Annotated in this window: 12 protein-coding genes; 5 read left to right on the top strand and 7 right to left on the bottom strand. The window is 53.7% G+C overall.

Translation table 11 applies throughout. The features are described from left to right. Nucleotides 1–64 precede the first annotated feature (64 nt). The 4 genes from AC07OE_RS20010 to AC07OE_RS19995 form a co-directional block, all read right to left on the bottom strand. Nucleotides 65–1294, bottom strand: coding sequence for an EAL domain-containing response regulator (locus tag AC07OE_RS20010; protein ID WP_495072315.1), 1230 nt, complete (start codon nucleotides 1292–1294; stop codon nucleotides 65–67). Beyond that, complete coding sequence (locus AC07OE_RS20005; RefSeq protein WP_495072314.1) at nucleotides 1278–4253, bottom strand: hybrid sensor histidine kinase/response regulator; 2976 nt, start codon at nucleotides 4251–4253, stop codon at nucleotides 1278–1280. Before AC07OE_RS20005 ends, AC07OE_RS20010 begins: the two co-directional genes overlap by 17 nt. A gap of 135 nt (nucleotides 4254–4388) precedes the next feature. Then, the gene (locus tag AC07OE_RS20000; RefSeq protein ID WP_495072313.1) at nucleotides 4389–5981 is read right to left on the bottom strand and encodes an ATP-binding protein; all 1593 of its coding nucleotides are present in this window, start codon (nucleotides 5979–5981) and stop codon (nucleotides 4389–4391) included. 119 nt (nucleotides 5982–6100) lie between these two features. Continuing rightward, nucleotides 6101–7180 carry a substrate-binding domain-containing protein gene (locus AC07OE_RS19995; RefSeq protein ID WP_495072329.1) on the bottom strand — a complete coding sequence of 360 codons (1080 nt, stop codon included), beginning with the start codon at nucleotides 7178–7180 and terminating at the stop codon, nucleotides 6101–6103. Between the two features lie 386 nt (nucleotides 7181–7566). Here AC07OE_RS19995 and AC07OE_RS19990 point away from each other — a divergent pair, with 386 nt between their 5' ends. The 4 genes from AC07OE_RS19990 to AC07OE_RS19975 all read left to right on the top strand — a co-directional run bounded on the left by AC07OE_RS19990 (nucleotide 7567) and on the right by AC07OE_RS19975 (nucleotide 13512). Further along, on the top strand, nucleotides 7567–8991 hold the full coding sequence (locus AC07OE_RS19990; RefSeq protein WP_495072312.1) for an ATP-binding protein: 1425 nt from the start codon (nucleotides 7567–7569) through the stop codon (nucleotides 8989–8991). Continuing rightward, nucleotides 8988–10292, top strand: a complete 1305-nt coding sequence (gene nosR / locus AC07OE_RS19985; RefSeq protein ID WP_495072311.1) for a response regulator c-di-GMP phosphodiesterase, NosR family — start codon at nucleotides 8988–8990, stop codon at nucleotides 10290–10292. Before AC07OE_RS19990 ends, nosR begins: the two co-directional genes overlap by 4 nt. Before the next feature lie 36 nt (nucleotides 10293–10328). Beyond that, on the top strand, nucleotides 10329–12452 hold the full coding sequence (locus tag AC07OE_RS19980) for an EAL domain-containing protein (protein ID WP_495072310.1): 2124 nt from the start codon (nucleotides 10329–10331) through the stop codon (nucleotides 12450–12452). A 190-nt stretch (nucleotides 12453–12642) separates the two neighbouring features. Then, the gene (locus AC07OE_RS19975; RefSeq protein WP_495072309.1) at nucleotides 12643–13512 is read left to right on the top strand and encodes an HDOD domain-containing protein; all 870 of its coding nucleotides are present in this window, start codon (nucleotides 12643–12645) and stop codon (nucleotides 13510–13512) included. Nucleotide 13513: 1 nt separating this feature from the next. Here the strand turns inward: AC07OE_RS19975 and AC07OE_RS19970 are convergent, their stop codons facing one another. The 3 genes from AC07OE_RS19970 to AC07OE_RS19960 form a co-directional block, all read right to left on the bottom strand. After that, on the bottom strand, nucleotides 13514–14374 hold the full coding sequence (locus AC07OE_RS19970) for an HDOD domain-containing protein (RefSeq protein ID WP_495072308.1): 861 nt from the start codon (nucleotides 14372–14374) through the stop codon (nucleotides 13514–13516). Nucleotides 14375–14558: 184 nt separating this feature from the next. Beyond that, nucleotides 14559–15620, bottom strand: a complete 1062-nt coding sequence (locus AC07OE_RS19965; protein WP_495072307.1) for a branched-chain amino acid ABC transporter permease — start codon at nucleotides 15618–15620, stop codon at nucleotides 14559–14561. A gap of 144 nt (nucleotides 15621–15764) precedes the next feature. Further along, nucleotides 15765–16412, bottom strand: coding sequence for a helix-turn-helix domain-containing protein (locus AC07OE_RS19960; protein WP_495072306.1), 648 nt, complete (start codon nucleotides 16410–16412; stop codon nucleotides 15765–15767). Nucleotides 16413–16470: 58 nt separating this feature from the next. On the opposite strand from AC07OE_RS19960, the gene AC07OE_RS19955 reads away from it, so the two are divergent. After that, nucleotides 16471–16956: a GNAT family N-acetyltransferase gene (locus AC07OE_RS19955; RefSeq protein WP_495072305.1), complete on the top strand. Its 486-nt coding sequence runs from the start codon at nucleotides 16471–16473 to the stop codon at nucleotides 16954–16956. Nucleotides 16957–17260 lie beyond the last annotated feature (304 nt).

The raw sequence follows: 17260 nt of genomic DNA, 5'->3' as shown, positions 1-17260 counted from the left end.
GCAAGTCTACTGCCAGACCGTCTCTTTGTGCAATTGCTTTCTTGGCGCTTTAAATTGCCCGATTTCATCCACCCGTGCGAGGGCGAAGCTCCCCCGAATTCCACCGATCCTTCCAATCCTCGATCCAGTTTTCCATTTGGCTCGCCGGCATTGGTCGTGCAATGTAATAGCCTTGCGCCAGGCCACAACCAGTTTCCATCAGCATTCTCCAATCAACCTGGTCTTCCACGCCTTCAGCGACGACAGACATACCCAACTCATTGGCTAGTCTCAAACTGGCAAGGAAGATGGCGCGATTTGTTTCGTTGCCGTGGGCACCGTGCACAAAGCTTTGATCTATTTTCAGCTCCTCAAATGGCAGGTCTCGCAGTTGCACAAGTGATGAGTGACCGGTTCCAAAATCGTCAATGGATAGACCAAACCGACGCAGGCGCAGGCGCATCAGGATTTCAAGGGGCGCACGCAAGTCATGCATCAGCTGACTTTCAGTGACCTCCAGCATGATCGACTGCGGAGGAATCCCCGCGGCGATGGCCTTTGTGGACACATACTCGGGGAAATCCAGGGCATTCAAGTTAACCATGGAGATGTTGATCGCCACCTTCAGCCTCAGCCCTTGCCGATTCCAACTGGCCACATCCACCAATGATTGCTCCAAAACATGGTGGGTCAACGCATCGATCAATCCATGCGTCTCGGCAACCCCAATAAACCTATCCGGGAACACCAACCCATCCTGGGGATGCAGCCAGCGTACCAAGGTCTCGACACTGTCCACCTCGCCCGTCTCCACCGAGACTATGGGCTGGTAGTAGTTGACCAGTTCTTTTTCCTTGATGGCCAGACCAAGTCGATCGGCCCCGTACTGCTTCTCGGACACAAGGGGTATTGAGTTCTGAACCGGAACCCATTTGGCCAACAAGTCCGTCAACGTTTGAGGAGAGACTGGTTTGCGAAGACTGCCCAAGATATCAATGTGATGCGCCTGGACCAGTTTGCGCGCCGCCTGCAAGGTACGTTCATCCTCACCGCTGACGAGGATCATGCATCCCGGGTAGCCATGCTCCACAAGCCTTCGGATGAATTCCACACCATCCATTCCCGGCATGTTCAGATCACAGAGGATGAGCTCGGGGCGATTGAGGGCCCGGTCCACCAAAGCCAATCCCGCTTGTCCACTATCGCAACTGGTTACGTTTTTGAAGCCCGCATTCATCAGGAGTTGCACAAGCAACTTGAGCATGAACGGCTCATCGTCCAACACGAGAATATGTGTCTCAAATTTGCTGCCCATGTGTGTCCCCCTTTTCCACCGACAAAATTCGGGTAAGGTACCGATCCACAGTTCGCATCTCAGTCTCTACACGCTCAGCCGCGATGCGCAACGCTTCCACATGCTCAGTGCTTCCTATGTCCTCAATGGATGCGCACATCTCCCCTAGTGCCAGCGCTCCGACGGCGCGAGCCGCAGACTTCAGTTTGTGCGCGGCGGCAACCGCCCCACTTGCGTCCCTGTTGTCACAGGCATGCCTAATATCACGCGCAATTTGCACTGCGTTTTCCTGGAATACCCGTAGAAATTCGGAGATCAACTTAGGGTCGTTGCCAATTTGGGTCCGGAGAACCTGAATATCCAGTGGCACGCTGGAGGACAACTCTCCTCCCATCGAAAAAGGTGAAACAGGAAGCCACTTCTCCAGTAATACTTGCAGATCAGCCAGGGGAGTGGGCTTGCTCATATAGTCATTCATGCCCGCTGAAAGGCAACGCGCGGCTTCACTCTTCAGCGCATTGGCGGTCAGAGCCACAATGGGAATCCGCTCAATGGACTGGTGGGAGGCTTGACGTCCACGTCCGGCCTGGTTGGCCAGTTCTTCCCCGCGTATTGCTAAAGTCAACTGATAACCATCCATCCCTGGCATGTGAAGATCTGTAATGACTAGGGCATAGTCACCGCTGCGCCATCGCAACAGGGCTTGCTGGCCCTCACTTGCAAGATCTGCAGTGAAACCCAGCAACGCGAGTTGTTGCATGATGACTTTCTGATTGATGGCATTGTCCTCAACCACCAAAATCAGTCGCCTCTGTCGACGAGCTTCTTCGCGCGAGAGCGCTGCCGGAATCGGTATTGGCGAGGCGCCGGGGACGTCCAGTTGCTCATCCGCATACTGCGCGCGCCCTGCTGCAATAGCAACGGCCTGTAGTAGGGCACTGCGTGTCAACACATTGCCATCAATCGAGATGCGATCCGCGTCAAACTGCTGCGGGTACCGGTTGTGACCATGACCTACCACCACAAAACGCGTATCCGTGGCAGGGTTTTGACGCGACACTTCGCGCAGCCTCTCTATGGCAACAGGCGTATCGGCAGGCGTGTTGACTATCCATATCCACTGCCCCCCGGGAAGCGACTGCGCCAAGGCACTGGCTTCGTCAAGACTGCGCGCCCGGTGCACCTGAGCGCCAGCGTCCTGGAGATAGGTCATCAGATCGCCAGATTGCGTTTCTCCATTGCCAATGAGCAGGCAGTTCAACCCCTTCACCAATGCATCGGGGCCTTCTTTCCGCTGCTGCGATGGGCACGTAGTAAATGGGAGACGTAGAGTAAATGTTGAGCCTTTGTTCAGGGTACTGGTTACTGAAATGCCCCCGCCCATCAGTTTGGCCAGGTTGCTGGAAATGGACAATCCGAGACCGGTACCACCAAACCGCCTTGTCGTTGACACATCCGCTTGGGTGAAGGCTTCAAACAGGCCACCAACAGTCGCTTCGGTCATACCGATTCCATTGTCAATAACCTGAAATTCAACAAAAACTTGCTCGTTCACGCGTGTCTGCAGTTGCGCCCGGACGATGACACGCCCATTCAACGTGGTGCCGCCCGAGAATTTGATGGCATTGTTGGCAAGGTTGATGAGCACCTGGCGCAAGCGCAGGGCGTCTCCTAGAACCACCTCTGGAATTGCGGGGTCTGTAAAGAGGATCAGTTCCACCTTCTGTTTTTCTGCGAGCCGATTCAGCATGGTGCAGACTTTTTCAACCACATCCGCAATGTCCATGGGTTCACTTTCGATCTCGAGGCGACCGGCTTCAATCTTCGAGAAGTCCAGAATATCGTCAATGATGGAAAGCAACGAATAGGCAGAGTCGCGAATGAGATCGACCATGGCTACTTGATGCGCCTTGAGGCTTGACCTGGCCAGTACATCCACCATGCCAATGACACCGTTCATGGGAGTCCGAATTTCGTGACTCATTGCCGCAAGAAAATCGGATTTCGCTTTTGCTGCCGCATCAGCTGCATTTCGGGCTCGCTCCAGTTCTTCACTGTGCTCCTGTTCACGCGCATTGGCATCGGCCAGGTCAGCATAAAGACGGCTGTTCTCCAGCAGCAACACGATCAACACAAAGGACGATGCAAGAAGGCCGTACACCCGTCCTCCGTAAAAGCCTAGATCAAACCTGCCGCCATTGAGCACCGATGCGAGAGCAATGTCGAATATCCACACGACAAGCGTGACCATCAACCAGAGATCCAGGACACTGTGTGGGCGCCCCCTCCACATGCACACCAGCGCAAGCAGGGATAATGTCCATGTACATGCAGCAACCAGCTGCTTTCCAGTGTCATCTTTGTTTCCGCGCATGATGACAGGCAGAAAATCGTGCCCCACGGTTGTGAGTACTACTAAGCTCGCGCATAAAAGAGCGGCGAATAACAGCGCCAGAACAATGGGTCGATGAGCCGCGACCGATGCCCGCGCCTCATGTGGCGCCTCCCGAAGCGCTCGATTCTTCGTGTAGAGGTATCCCATCACAAAGAGCGGGAATCCGCCGTGCCAAAGAAAGTACAGCCAGGCCGTAGTTTGGGGCCCCGCATTCAAGGCCCCTGTCGCTGAAAAGAGTCCAGGAAAACTGAGGGCGTGGGCCATCGCCATGAAGGCAGAAAACAAATATCCGCTCGCTAACACGAGCAACGCACGGGCACGCAAGAAGCGGTACTGCCCCAGCAGCAAGACGGCGGTGATAAGGTCGTTAGTGATCAGCGCCGACTGGTAGATCGGAATGAATGCAGGAAGTGGTGGCAGCGCAAGGCGGGCAAAGGGAGCCACTGCCAGAAAAACAATAGCAGACGCAATCAGCACCCCGAGGGCTAAACGTACATGTCGAGCATCCGTCGCCAGCGTGTACAAGAATAAGGCCCGGCGGTTGGATGTAAAACGATCCAGTACCAACGCAGTACCTCCCTGCATGGTTTAGGCGCCGCGTATACCTCTATGCGGGTATTGACGTCGCACTGCTGAAAAATTCGTCTCCAACAACCGAGTTCAGCTTACTTGAAGTGCTGCACTCGCGCAAGAAGGCTATTTGTAATGGTTACATGGATTTCAGGTTGACAAGTTGCGAACCCTCTGGCGCGGTAGCAACACCTTAAAAGTCGATCCTTTACCCTGTTCACTTTTCACCTCAATCTTCCCATTATGTCGGCCAATGATGCCGTATGAAATTGAGAGGCCCAGTCCGGTTCCTATGCCAACAGGTTTGGTTGTGAAGAAGGGGTCAAATATCCGGTCTAGATGCTCTGGCGATATGCCGCACCCAGTGTCTTGTATCTCTACCCAGACATGTACGTCATCTGCGCCAGTGCGCAAGGTGATGCGGCCACGCCCCTCAATGGCCTGCCCAGCATTGATGAGAAGATTCATAAACACTTGATTGATTTGGGATGGGATGCACTCAACCTCTGGAATGTCACCGTACTCCTTAACCACCTCGGCCTTGTCCTTAAGCGAGCTTCCCACCACATTCAGAGTGCTGTCGAGGCCAGACTCGAGATTGGCCCATTGTTTGTCAGTTTCGTCCACGTGGGAAAAGTCCCGCAAATCCTGCACGATGCGCTTCACCCGCTGCAAGCCACTCATGGATTCAGCCAAGAGACTGCTCACGTCCTCGCGCAAATAGACAATGTCTATTTGCTGCTTCAGTGCATGCATAGCCTGCTGCGTTGTAGGACTCATTTCCTTCTCGCTCTGTTCGTAAGCGGTCAGGGTTTTGAACAGGTCTTCCACGTAGCCCTGCAAAGTGCCCAGGTTCGAATTGACGAAGGCGACAGGGTTGTTAATTTCGTGCGCCACGCCGGCCGCCAACTGGCCAATCGCGGCTAGCTTCTCCGACTGCAGAAGTTGGCTGTGGGCTTGCGCCAGCTTGCGAATCAGCTCTTCTTGCCGGTCCTTCTCCACCAGCAGAGCAGCATTGGCCAAGGCCAGCAACCGGCGGTCCTCCTGAAACTGCTCGACTGCGCGCGCCATGTAGCCGATCTCGTCCCCCCCCTGGACCGGGACCACAAAATTCCCCGAGGTCATTTTGGTTGCACGCAGACTTTGGCTAACCAATTCCAGACGTGCAAGCACATGTTTACCAAGGAAGCTTTGCGCTACCAGCCAGGCAAGCAATAAGCTTGCTGAGAGCAATGCCAAAACCCAGCGCTGGTTTTTTTGGGATGTCTCCGCCAGCAAGAGCATTGCATCCCGGTAGGCCTGGGTTACACGGTCGGACTGGGCCTGTGTCGTCTCGACCATCAGGCCGGCCTGTTCTCGCAGTTCGGTATGAAACTGTTGGTTTTCCCCAGCATTGGTCTTGGACGGCTTCTGCGTGGAAATTTGCAATTCACTCTCTCGCAACTGCCCGACGATATTCACCGTATTGCGGAACAATTGGCTGGACTGGTGGAGATCCAGTACAGCAAGGTCATCATCGGCAGCAGCCAAGCGATCTATGGTGTGGTCGAACAATTCCAGTTGCTTGAGGACGTCGGAAAAACTTTCGCGCATGGCATCAACAGATGCTGCAGTAGCCAATTGGTAGGCTTCACGCTCGATGAGCAAGGTGCGGCGAACAAGGTCTTGTGCATCCTGCATCTGCACCAGGCGCTTTTCGACCAGGAGCTTGGTGGCATCGGTATTGACGCGAAGGGCGTACACGGCAGTTGCGCCACCAGCCAGGACCAGGAGGGCCAGTGCCGAGAGTGCCAGTATGAACTGGCTGCGCAGAGACCGGGGTAGCCGGAAGTGCATGTTCAACAACAGGGGGCTGCGCGCCTTCAACGTTTCCAGATGCGACGGTAGACGTTGCGGTAATCGTTATCGGGGTCGTATTGACGCAGGGTTCCTCCATCAAAAGCAATGTTTTCGGCGGTAACCAAATGCACAGGAATAACGTAGCCACTGACCGGCTGATGGGCCAGCAAGCGATTCAATTCATCCACCAGTTGCCAGCCATGGAGATTCAATGGTTCGGAAACAGTGCCAGTCTGAAATGTGCCGGCCTGAATGCGCAGGAATGCGGCAGCACTACCATCACCAGCGGAAAGCATGTTGACGCTTTTGCTGGATTTTCCGGAATGGGTCAGCTCTGGTGCGGCATAGTCAAAGTAGATGTCATTGATGGCCAAGGCATGGGTCCATTGCGGACCGTAACGTTTGAGTAGGTCCTGCGTTGCGGCAGGCATAAGTTCGGCACTTCTGGAAATCGCCAAATCTTTGATTTCCAGCAGACGACATCCTTTGCACGCCCGTATGACATCCGCCATGGCATTGGACTTGGCCACAGCGATTTCGAAGTTGCTGTCTGTGAAGATCACTACCCCCGCACGTCCCTCGGACGCGACAACCGCCGCCATCGCTGTAATGCGTGCCACTTCCAGCGGGTTGGTAGACACATTCATGGAAATCGGACTGCCTGCGATCGGGCCGGCGTTAGGACCAACATGCCAACCCACCATCGGTATCTTGCGGGCTTCAAAGGGGGCCAATTGGGCTTGGACTTCCTTCACGTCGACACCCACGAAGATGACGCCATCCGGCTTCGAGGCCAACGCCGCGGCGAGCGCGTTGGCACGACCGGAAGACGTACCGCTGGCATCATAGATTTTGGTTTTCCAACCAATCGCTTTTGCTGCTTCCTGAATACCCTTGCCAACCCCAAGAATGCCGCCGTTGCGCAGGTCTTCGCTGACGATCGCAACAGTGGCGCCGGGCTCCGCTGCAGGGCCTGACACCGGCCCACTCCACGGCGCGCCATGCTTGCTGGCATTAGCAACTACCTGCCGCATTGCATCCAAACTCGTCTCCGCAGGAGCGCCTTGACGAGGCGACGGGGATTGCGCGTGAGCACCGTACATCGTCAAACAAGAAAAGACCAAGATCAAACACATTCGGATGAGATGCGACATCGCTGGATCTCCTGTGAGGTTGTTGTCTCGTCAGCAGACCCCTCATAGTCTCATATTTTTAAGTGGCTGATTGACGATTTGATATCACTGCATGTCTGCTACCGCCCGAACACCATGCGAGAGCGCTTGGCTTTGTGCGGCCAACCCAGGGCCCTTGACTCACCATTTTTTAAGTGATAAACCCTACCCACAGCTCATTGCAATTTCAGGCAAAGTAGGGAGGTCTGGATACAACGTGGCGGCAACCCGACGACACAGGTAAATCGTCCACTAAGCGTCATATTGAATGCTGACCGTTTTTAGTTTTAATTCAAATTAAACGCACGCGCCGGCATATGCACTCTAGACTCAATGATCTGGATCCCTCGAGCTTCTTTGAGGGCAGTCCCATTGCGACGTTCATCATCGACGTCGATCATGTTGTCACCCATTACAACAAGGCGTGCGCTCACCTCTTGGGTGTTCCGGCTAGCGACGTCATTGGACAGCGCGGTCTTGGAAAGATCTTCTACGGGGTCGAACGCCCAGTTATGGCGGATCTGATTGTCGAAGGCGCCATAGTCGACATCATTTCAGATCTGTATCAAAACACATACCGAAGTTCGCTCATCATTCCAGACGCCTACGAAGCGGAAGGTTTTTTTCCACGGCTAGGAACTTCTGGACGTTGGCTATTTTTTACCGCAGCACCACTCAAAGATGCAAGCGGGAAAATCGTGGGAGCCATGGAGACCCTGCAAGACATTACTGAAAGAAAAGTTGCCGAAGGTGCCCTGATGAAATCGCAGTTGGAGGTGGAACAGATCGTTGAGCAACGCACAGCACAACTGGCCGAGGTGAACACCACTCTGCGCAAAGACGTTGAACACCGGGAACAAGTGGAATATGAACTTACCAAACGCAACTCGGAACTCAATCTGCTGAATGCCAAGTTGGTTACGGCACAGGAGCATTTGGTGCAATCCGAAAAACTGGCATCCATTGGGCAATTGGCCGCGGGGGTCGCCCACGAGATCAACAATCCCATTGGTTACATTTTTTCCAATTATGGAATGCTAGAGACCTATCTGGGTAGCCTCTTTGAAATGCTGAATTTCTACGAAAATTCCGAAAAAAGCTATGGGGATCCTAATGTTGTCAAGGAGATGCAGGCCAAGCGCATAGCGCTTGAAGTTGATTTCCTGAAAGAGGACATCCCGGACCTCATGAAGGAATCAAAGGAAGGCATCGTGCGGGTGCGCAAAATTGTTCAGGATTTGAAAGACTTCTCTCACGTGGATGCCAAACCGGAGTGGAGCTTTACCAATCTGAACCAGGGCATTGACTCCACGCTGAATGTGGTCAATAACGAGGTGAAATACAAGGCCGACATCATCAAGGAATATGGTGATATTCCGCCGGTGCAATGCATTCCTTCAGAGATCAACCAGGTGGTCATGAACCTGGTGGTGAACGCAGCGCACGCCATTGGTCCGGAACGCGGAAAAATATGGATTCGTACGGGAATTGAGAATGAAACTGCCTGGATTGAAGTGGCTGACAATGGCAGCGGCATTCCAAAAGATGTGGTGCCGCGAATTTTTGACCCGTTTTACACCACCAAGCCCGTCGGAAAAGGGACGGGATTGGGGCTGTCACTTTCTTATGGAATTGTTCAAAAACACCATGGACAAATCGACGTGCAAACAGAAGTTGGAAAAGGAACCACTTTCCGGTTGGTACTTCCACTGACGCAAACAGAGAAAACGGAATCGCAATGAGTGCGCAACCTGTCGAAGCAAGTCCCAGTCCGCGCACCGTTCTGTGTGTAGACGATGAGGCCAATATTCTCTCTGCATTACGGCGCCTGTTGCGTCCCCACGGATTTCAGGTAATCGTTGCGGAAAGTGGTCAGGCTGGACTAACTGTACTCGAGAGCACCCCTGTGGATCTGGTGATATCCGATATGCGGATGCCCGAGATGGACGGATCCAAGTTTTTGGAACACGTTCGTCAACGGTGGCCGGACACCATGCGTCTTCTGCTGACGGGCTACGCGGATGTGTCTTCCATCATCGAAGCAATAAATCGCGGAGAGATTTACCGCTACATCACCAAGCCATGGGACGACCACGACTTGGTCTTGATCGTGCAGCAGGCTCTTGAGCGCAAGACGTTGGAGCGTGAGAAAAAGAAACTGGAAGACCAGGTATTTCTGCAAAACGAAGAGTTGAAAACTCTCAACTCTGGTCTGGAGGCGAAGGTTCAGGCACGCACACAAGAGCTCCAGGCCGCGAACGGAAAACTCAAAAAGAACTACTTGAACACCATCAAGGTGTTTTCCAATCTGATGGAGTTGCGCGGCGGCAACCTGAGCGGCCATTCGCGCTTGGTAGCCGACTTGGCGCGCCGCACAGCCGTGAGCATGGGCCTACCCGATGCGTTACAACAAGAGCTCTTTGTGGCCGGGTTGCTGCACGATATTGGCCAGATTGGGTTGTCTGACGAAGTGCTGTCAAAACCCGTAGGTCGTCTTTCGGAAAGCGAATTGACCTTGTATCGGCGGCATCCAGTGTGGGGTGAGCAAGCGCTAATGTCACAGGACGATATGTATGGCGTCGCAGCACTCATACGCTCCCACCATGAGCGATATGACGGACTGGGGTTTCCAGACGGCCTTGCCGGTGACGCTCTCTCGATTTCCGCAAGCATTCTGGTCGTCGTCGAAGCTTTTCTGGACCTTCAGGCAGGAAACCTAAGCCAGGCCAAACTGTCCACCAGCGAAGCGCGCTCTATGATCGCTCGGGGGCGGGGCACCCAATTTAACCCAGAGGTGGTAGACGTCTTTCTGCAAGTCACCCTGAATGCGGCCCCTGCCGCAGAGGCGCCCGCCATCATGCTAAAAACAAGTGCGCTGGTGCCGGGCATGGTGATGGCAAGAGACCTCAAAACCCACGACGGCATTGTTTTGTTAAGCGCAGAACATGTACTCACAGAAAAACTCATCCGATTGCTGCAGCAGCGAGAATCCAGAGACGACATCGAAATGGTGTTGCCCATCAAGCCGCCAACAAAACTATAAACGGCACTGAGGCGACACCCTGTTAGGGAGGATTGAATGACAGAGGGTTTGCAAAGCTCCGATCCGGTATCTCAGGAGCACGACATTGACCCTGCAACAGGATTGCCGGGACGTGGCGTGCTCCTGGAAAAACTGAATGCCTTGCCGCGTGACACCGAAGTGGCGCTGCTTTGCATTGATCTGGACCACCTGGCCTCTCTGAATGAAGCCATGGGACTTTCCGCAGGCGACAACGTCTTGGCTGAAACCGCGAGACGGATTGCCGTGCATGCTGAGAAGGGCAACTTTCTGGCCCGCTATGGCGGTGATGAGTTTGCATTGCTGATAGAGAACGTTACAAACTTTGCGCAGGTCAGCCGCATCGCCTCGGCACTGATCGAAGAGTTGATGCACCCCTATCTGGTTGCGGGGAAGGAAGTTTTTGTAGGTGCCAGCATAGGCATTGCCTGCACTCTGCAAGCGACCACTATCGACCAGGCACTGCACCATGCAAAAGCCGCACTGTCTCGGGCCAAAGTTGTCTCAAGGGGTAGCTGGCTCCTATACGAACCGGGCATGACTCCGGTGTTGGGTGCGCGCCTCCATTTGGAGACCGAGCTGGCGGTGGCTGTGGAGCAGGGCCAGTTTCTGGTTTACTACCAACCCAAGGCCTCCTGTCGCAGCGGCGCCGTCACCGGGTTCGAAGCACTTGTTCGCTGGTTGCATCCCACTAGGGGAATCGTTCCTCCGTCCGAATTCATCCCAATCCTGGAGGAAACCGGACTCATCGACCGTGTAGGAACCTGGGTTTTGAGGACCGCCTGCCAACAGCTGGCGGCTTGGGACCGCCTGGGATATGACAGGTTAACCATGGCGGTCAATGTCTCGCTGCGGCAGCTTGTTGATTTGACTTATCCAGATTCGGTCAAAACCATTCTTTCGGAGTCCGGTTTGGCCGCAGAAAGGCTGGAACTTGAATTGACCGAAAGTCTTTTGATGCAGGACGTTCGACATACTGAGGCACTCTTGTTCCGTTTGAAGGCACTGGGAGTGCGGCTGTCCATCGACGACTTTGGCACCGGCTATTCCAGTCTGGCGTACCTGAAACGCCTGCCTATCGACACGGTGAAGATTGACAGAACGTTTGTTCAGGACATCACAACAAACCCCAACGACGCATCCATTACTCGTGCAATCATAGGAATGGCTCGCAGCCTCAACCTGTCGCTTATCGCCGAGGGCGTGGAGACGGAGGCCCAATTGTCAAAGCTGGTCGCAGAGCAGTGCGACACGGTTCAAGGCTACTTCGTCGGCAAACCCATGCCCGCGACCGACGCTGTTGCGCTACTGGCGTCCGGCTGGTGCCTGTCTCCAGAACTGATTGGGCGCCCCACCAGGACACGCACATTGCTGTTAGTCGATGATGAGGAGAGCATTCTTTCCGCTTTGAAACGCCTTCTTCGGCGCGAGGGATATCGCATTCTCACCGCAAACTCAGGCAGCGAAGGACTGGAGCTACTTGCCAAAAATGATGTGGACGTAATCGTCTCCGACCAGCGCATGCCCAACATGACCGGAGAGGAGTTCCTGCGCCTTGCCAAAGAGCTGTACCCAGACACGTTGCGGATGGTGCTTTCTGGCTATGCAGACATGCAATCCATAACGAACGCCATCAACCAAGGCGCCATCTACAAGTTTTTGAGTAAGCCTTGGGACGACCAAAGTTTGAAAGACAATGTTCTGGAGGCCTTCAGGCGTAAGGAGCTGAGCGATGAGAATGGCCGGCTCACGCGCGAAATTGGGTTGATGAACGAAGACCTCAATCGCAGTAACAAGGCGCTCGCCGTGCTTCTCGACGAGCAGGCACGTAGGTCGCTGGTGGGCCAGACGGCACTTTCGGTGGCCCAGCAAACCCTCCACCTTCTTCCCCTCCCGGTGCTGGGCCTGGATCCAAGCGGGATGGTTGTTCTCCGAAATCAAGCATTTGTGGAGCTGCGCATGGAGGAGGACACTATTTCTTCATTCGCTGAGACACTGCCACCCTGGCCGTCCACTCAGATCAGCTATTCAGACCACATTGATTCGGAAGGACGGCAGTGGACTTTGGCGGGACGCAACTTGTCCAGCAGCGGGCAATATTCTGGAATGGTATTTACCTTTGTCCCGAGGATCAGCACATGAGCGACACACCTCCAAGACAGCTAGTTACAGAAACGGTAGCCACGCAACCAAATGTTGCATCTACTGCACACGTTGATTTGGACAATGACGCACTCAAATTGCAGCGCCGCTTTCGCCTTTCTGGAAATGGGCCGGCTAGCAGAGCACTTCGGTCTGCAATATTGGCATTCCTGAAGCAAAAGGAAAATTGATGCGCCCCAGCCTAGAACAGGCTATTGCTGCCGTTCAGCAGTTGCCCAATTTGCCGAGCACCACGCGAGTGGTCTTGGGATACCTGAATGACGATGATGCAGACATCAATCAAGTCGTGCAATCCATTGCACGCGACCAAGGTCTTGTAGCAAGGGTATTGCGAATTGCGAATTCACCTTTCTTTGGTTTACCCAATCAAGTACAAACCATCCACGAAGCCGTAATCGTTCTAGGTTTTTCAAACCTCCGACTGGTCGTTACGGCTGCCATGATGACCGCGCAGAAGTTCCCCGGACTGACGAGCGGGGCTGAGGTACAAAGGCTTTTTCGCCACAGCATCGCGGTAGCCATATGCGCATCGGCAATTGGACGGAGCAACAAACTCAATCCCAACCTTCTGTTTCTGGCAGGCATCTTGCACGACATAGGGAAGCTGGCGTTGATGGCCACCTACCCTGCACTCTATGCGGAGGTACAGTCACTTCGAGAAGCTGGCAATCTATTGACAACCGACGCGGAAGAGCAAGTATTTGGGTTCCATCACGCAACCATTGGTGCAGCTTTGTGTCGGCATTGGCATCTTCCCGAAGCCATTGTGGTCGCGATCGGTGACCACCACAGCTACGGAGGCAATCACGAATCCAATCCCAACGCGAAAGAGTACAGCGCGTTTGCCGAGGTTGTTCATCTCGCCGACGCGGTGGCGCTTGGACTCAACTTGGAGTCTGATCCGTTAGCGACGGTCCCTCCATTGTCAGAGCGGGGGTGGAGCCGCTGGATCGGATCACGCGAAAAGTTGGAGATCAACTTTAAGGAAATAGAGGGGCTGTACCACGAATTGGTTGTCCTGATCGATAGTCACGCATGACTCAAAGCAACGCCACAGTTTGCGCGTCTTCAAACATGGGTCTAATGCTGCTTATAGTCAGTACCAAATCCCCCAGAGTGCCCCCCAGTCTTTGCTGCACAAATATCGGAAATTCTTCTACGAAAGTGTTGCCCGCAAAACCCAGCTCCAATTTCTTGCTGATCTGGTTGGCGGCAAACACACATGTACCTAGGCTGGTATCCAGAAGCTCTGGTCCATGCTGGTGGCGAATGACCTCGATCAGCTGGTGGGAAAACTGCCATTTCTCAACCAGCATTGCGCCCACGGTGGAGTGGTCTACCCCGATGATTTTCCGCAATGCCAGATGGAGCGACTCTCCGTCTTCCTGGCTATTTCGAAGTGCCAAGCGAAATTCCACAGGCTTGAACTGAGCCAACACAATTTTTCCAAAGTCATGCAGTAGTCCCGCGATGAAGCAGTCCACGGGGTCTGCGTCAGGCAATCTGGATGCCAAGTGCTTCGCAATTCCGGCCGTCGACAAGCAATGCTGCAAATACAGTTGCACGTCAAAGCCTGCAGGGTTCTTCTTGGGTAGTGCGCCGATCGCGGCAATAGCCACGGCTAGGTTCTTGATGGTGTTAAAGCCCAAATAAACCACGGCGTGGTCGATAGAGGAGATTTTCTTTGGCAGGCTGTAGTACGACGAATTGACAATCCGCAGAATTCGGACCGTCACCACAGGATCTTTGCCAATCACCTGAACAAGATCCTTCGGTGTGCAATTGATGTCTTGCGTCAATGCCAAAATTTTACGCACGCTCTCGGGAAATGCCGGCATCGCTTCAACAGCCAAAATCAGCTTCTGCGCCAATATAGTGCTCATCGAAACATCAGTTTCCATCGTTATATTCCGAGAATGGGTACATGATACTCATGACGTTCGCATAGTGCAAAGAACCAAGGCATCACACATTTGCGGGTGTTCAAAGATTTTTCGTGATACATCCCAAGATGGGAGGGCGCGGAATTCTTGGACTACTTGTTGGTAGTGTTACCCCCTAACAGGGGAATGAGTGCCGACCATCTCATTTGCCGTGATCCTTCGATGGCCACAGACCACGTGGACGGGCCAGCATCATGGCGATCATTGATACCGCAATCAACAATTGGCGCAGGATCGCCGGATCAAGGCGACCATCGGTCAGGTCGCGCAGCGGGGCCGCCACATAGCGCAAAACCTCAGGCAATGCAGACAGTAGGATCGCCCCCAAAATTACACCTGGCAAGTGTCCAATGCCACCAAGAACGACCATCGCTGCAATCATGACCGACTCCAATAGCGTAAAGGCCTCTGGTGAAACAAAGCCCTGAAATGCACCAAACATGACCCCCGATACCCCGCCAAACGTGGCGCCCGTCCCAAATGCCAGTAATTTCATGTTGCGCGTGTTGATGCCCATTGCCTTGGCGGCGATTTCGTCTTCTCGAATGGCCATCCAAGCTCGCCCAATCCGTGAGTGCTCGATGCGGGAACACACGAATAGGCTGATAGCAGCCAACGTGAGGAACAGGTAGTAGTAGAGCGTTACTGGCGCCACGTTGAATCCGGCAACCGAAATCGACTTACCCAAATTGAGGCCGAACACAGTAATCGGGTCAATGGGACCTAAGCCTCTTGAGCCATTGGTAATGTTGATTGGCGAATCCAGATTAATGACTAGCACTCGAACAATTTCACCAAATCCAAGGGTGACGACCGCCAAATAATCACCACGCAGACGCAAGGTTGGCGCGCCCAGCAAGACCCCCAAACAAGCGGCCAAGCCGCCGGCCAGCGGAATCATGATCCATATTGGCGTGTGCATGCCATCCGGAAACAGCGCTCGGACGGCGGCGAAAGTTTCGATCAAGTGCGGGGATGTCAGCAGTGCGCAACTGTATGCCCCAATCATGTAAAAGGCCACGTATCCCAGATCAAGAAGCCCGGCGTAGCCGACCACTATGTTGAGACCTAAAGCCAGTAACACATAGAGAAGAGCCATGTCGGCGATGCGAACCCATGCGCTGCCAATACTCTGCAAAAGCAGAGGCAGGACCAAAAGGCCAAGCGCGCAAATTATCAAAATGTTGGCCTTGTACCGTTTCATGTTAGCTTTGCCTGCGTGAGATGCGTTAAACGTACCTGGAGAGGATTGCTTTGCCGACACTGCCAACAGGGTTTCGGTTCAAGTTGCGCCTGGCGTTTGCAGCAGCATTCAGGGTGAATGCAAAACATTTCAAAGCCTACTTGGCTAGGTTCTGCTCACCATCACCACACAATAGCGTGTGAAATGGCTTGTTGGGTTGTAGAAGATAGTGGGTTGCTCAAGCGTCATTGCTAAGCAGTCACCAGTCTTGAGGTGCCACGTGACGTCTCCAGTGGTGAGTGTCATCTCACCGTCGAGTATCCAGACCTGTTGATGGAAGTCAGGTGTAGGCGATACGGACTCGAAGGCTACACGGGCACCGGGTGGGAATTCGACATCAACCAACTGAACTGGCGAAGGAAAATTCATGGGAGATACTGCTCGTCGGACGTAACCGGAGCCCGGGTCAGTCCATGCGATTTGTTCGGCACGACGTGCCAATGGTGTGACGGGCGCACCGTTGGCCCCTCCGCTTTGGCTAAACAATTTCCCCAACGTGATACCCAGCCCTGCGGCAATTTTGTCCAGCACGATGGCAGTAGGGCTGCTCTGCCCACGCTCGATTAACGATAACGCTGACCGACTAACACCACTGGCTTGGGCCAAAGACTCCAACGACAGACCTCGCTCGGCCCGCAGGGTGCGCAATGTTTCGGCGATACGCTCATGGAGGGGGGGGCTGTTGGTCATTTCCATTATTATAGATATAAATCCATTTAAATGGAACTTCAAGCGGTCGGCAAAAGTGCCCAAAGGATGAATCTTGCATTTGTATTGCCGCAACCAAAACCGAGACCATGAAAGGAATTCCATGATCGAAATAGTGCGTTACTCAGCTGCGCTTGAGCGCGGTGTGATTGACCTCATTCTTGAAATCCAACGCGCCGAGTTCTATTTGGAGATTGAAGCAGCAGATCAACCGGATCTTCTGGATGTAGCCAACTACTACCAGACGGGCATAGGTAACTTTTGGGTTGCGCTGTCCGGGCATGAAGTAGTTGGAGTCATTGGTCTTCGGGACATCGGAGGCGGCCAGGGCGCACTGCGCAGGCTATATGTGAAAGCACCCTATCGAGGTCGAGAGCACGCAGTCGCGCAGCAATTGCTGGCGCGTCTACTGCAGTCGGCGACGGCAGCCAAAGTGCTAGATCTCTATCTTGCGACAACTGATAAGTTTGCCGCTGCACTTCGTTTCTATGGAAAAAACGGGTTTATCAGTATTGATCCGATGCAGATTCCTGAGGCATTCCCCCGCATACCACAAGAAACACGGTTTTTCCATCGAATGCTAAAGTAGTGCGAGTTTGGGGATGCAGTGGAAATATTGGACTACCAAGAGGTAGTTCATGTACCGGCAGATGATCACTGAGTGGCAACATGAGATGACCTGTTGGGCACGAAAAAACCACGACCCGACACATCGCATACAAGCGCTTGAGATTGAGCTGCAACAGCGGGGTCGGCTCATGGCCGAGTTGCGTTTCCGTTCTGTCGCAGGTGGCTATGCGCGCCTCGCCAAGACCAGTTTGCCGAGCAATTCTATTAAGATGAAATCCGCTGGGCCTAGCAAGCAAAAGACACACAAGCATGAGGAATTTTTG

The sequence above is a fragment of the Rhodoferax sp. GW821-FHT09E07 genome (genome assembly GCF_059416145.1).
Note: the sequence above shows the minus strand (reverse complement) of the source record. Positions and strands in the feature narration are given on the sequence as shown.

What these genes read in the sequence shown, in the direction of transcription:
- AC07OE_RS19990 (WP_495072312.1), top strand. Translation starts at nt 7,567, where the DNA reads ATGCACTCTAGACTCAATGATCTGGATCCCTCGAGCTTCTTTGAGGGC.
- AC07OE_RS19980 (WP_495072310.1), top strand. Translation starts at nt 10,329, where the DNA reads ATGACAGAGGGTTTGCAAAGCTCCGATCCGGTATCTCAGGAGCACGAC.
- AC07OE_RS19965 (WP_495072307.1), bottom strand. Translation starts at nt 15,620, where the DNA reads ATGAAACGGTACAAGGCCAACATTTTGATAATTTGCGCGCTTGGCCTT.
- AC07OE_RS19995 (WP_495072329.1), bottom strand. Translation starts at nt 7,180, where the DNA reads ATGTACGGTGCTCACGCGCAATCCCCGTCGCCTCGTCAAGGCGCTCCT.
- AC07OE_RS20010 (WP_495072315.1), bottom strand. Translation starts at nt 1,294, where the DNA reads ATGGGCAGCAAATTTGAGACACATATTCTCGTGTTGGACGATGAGCCG.
- nosR (WP_495072311.1), top strand. Translation starts at nt 8,988, where the DNA reads ATGAGTGCGCAACCTGTCGAAGCAAGTCCCAGTCCGCGCACCGTTCTG.
- AC07OE_RS19975 (WP_495072309.1), top strand. Translation starts at nt 12,643, where the DNA reads ATGCGCCCCAGCCTAGAACAGGCTATTGCTGCCGTTCAGCAGTTGCCC.
- AC07OE_RS19955 (WP_495072305.1), top strand. Translation starts at nt 16,471, where the DNA reads ATGATCGAAATAGTGCGTTACTCAGCTGCGCTTGAGCGCGGTGTGATT.
- AC07OE_RS19970 (WP_495072308.1), bottom strand. Translation starts at nt 14,374, where the DNA reads ATGGAAACTGATGTTTCGATGAGCACTATATTGGCGCAGAAGCTGATT.
- AC07OE_RS20005 (WP_495072314.1), bottom strand. Translation starts at nt 4,253, where the DNA reads ATGCAGGGAGGTACTGCGTTGGTACTGGATCGTTTTACATCCAACCGC.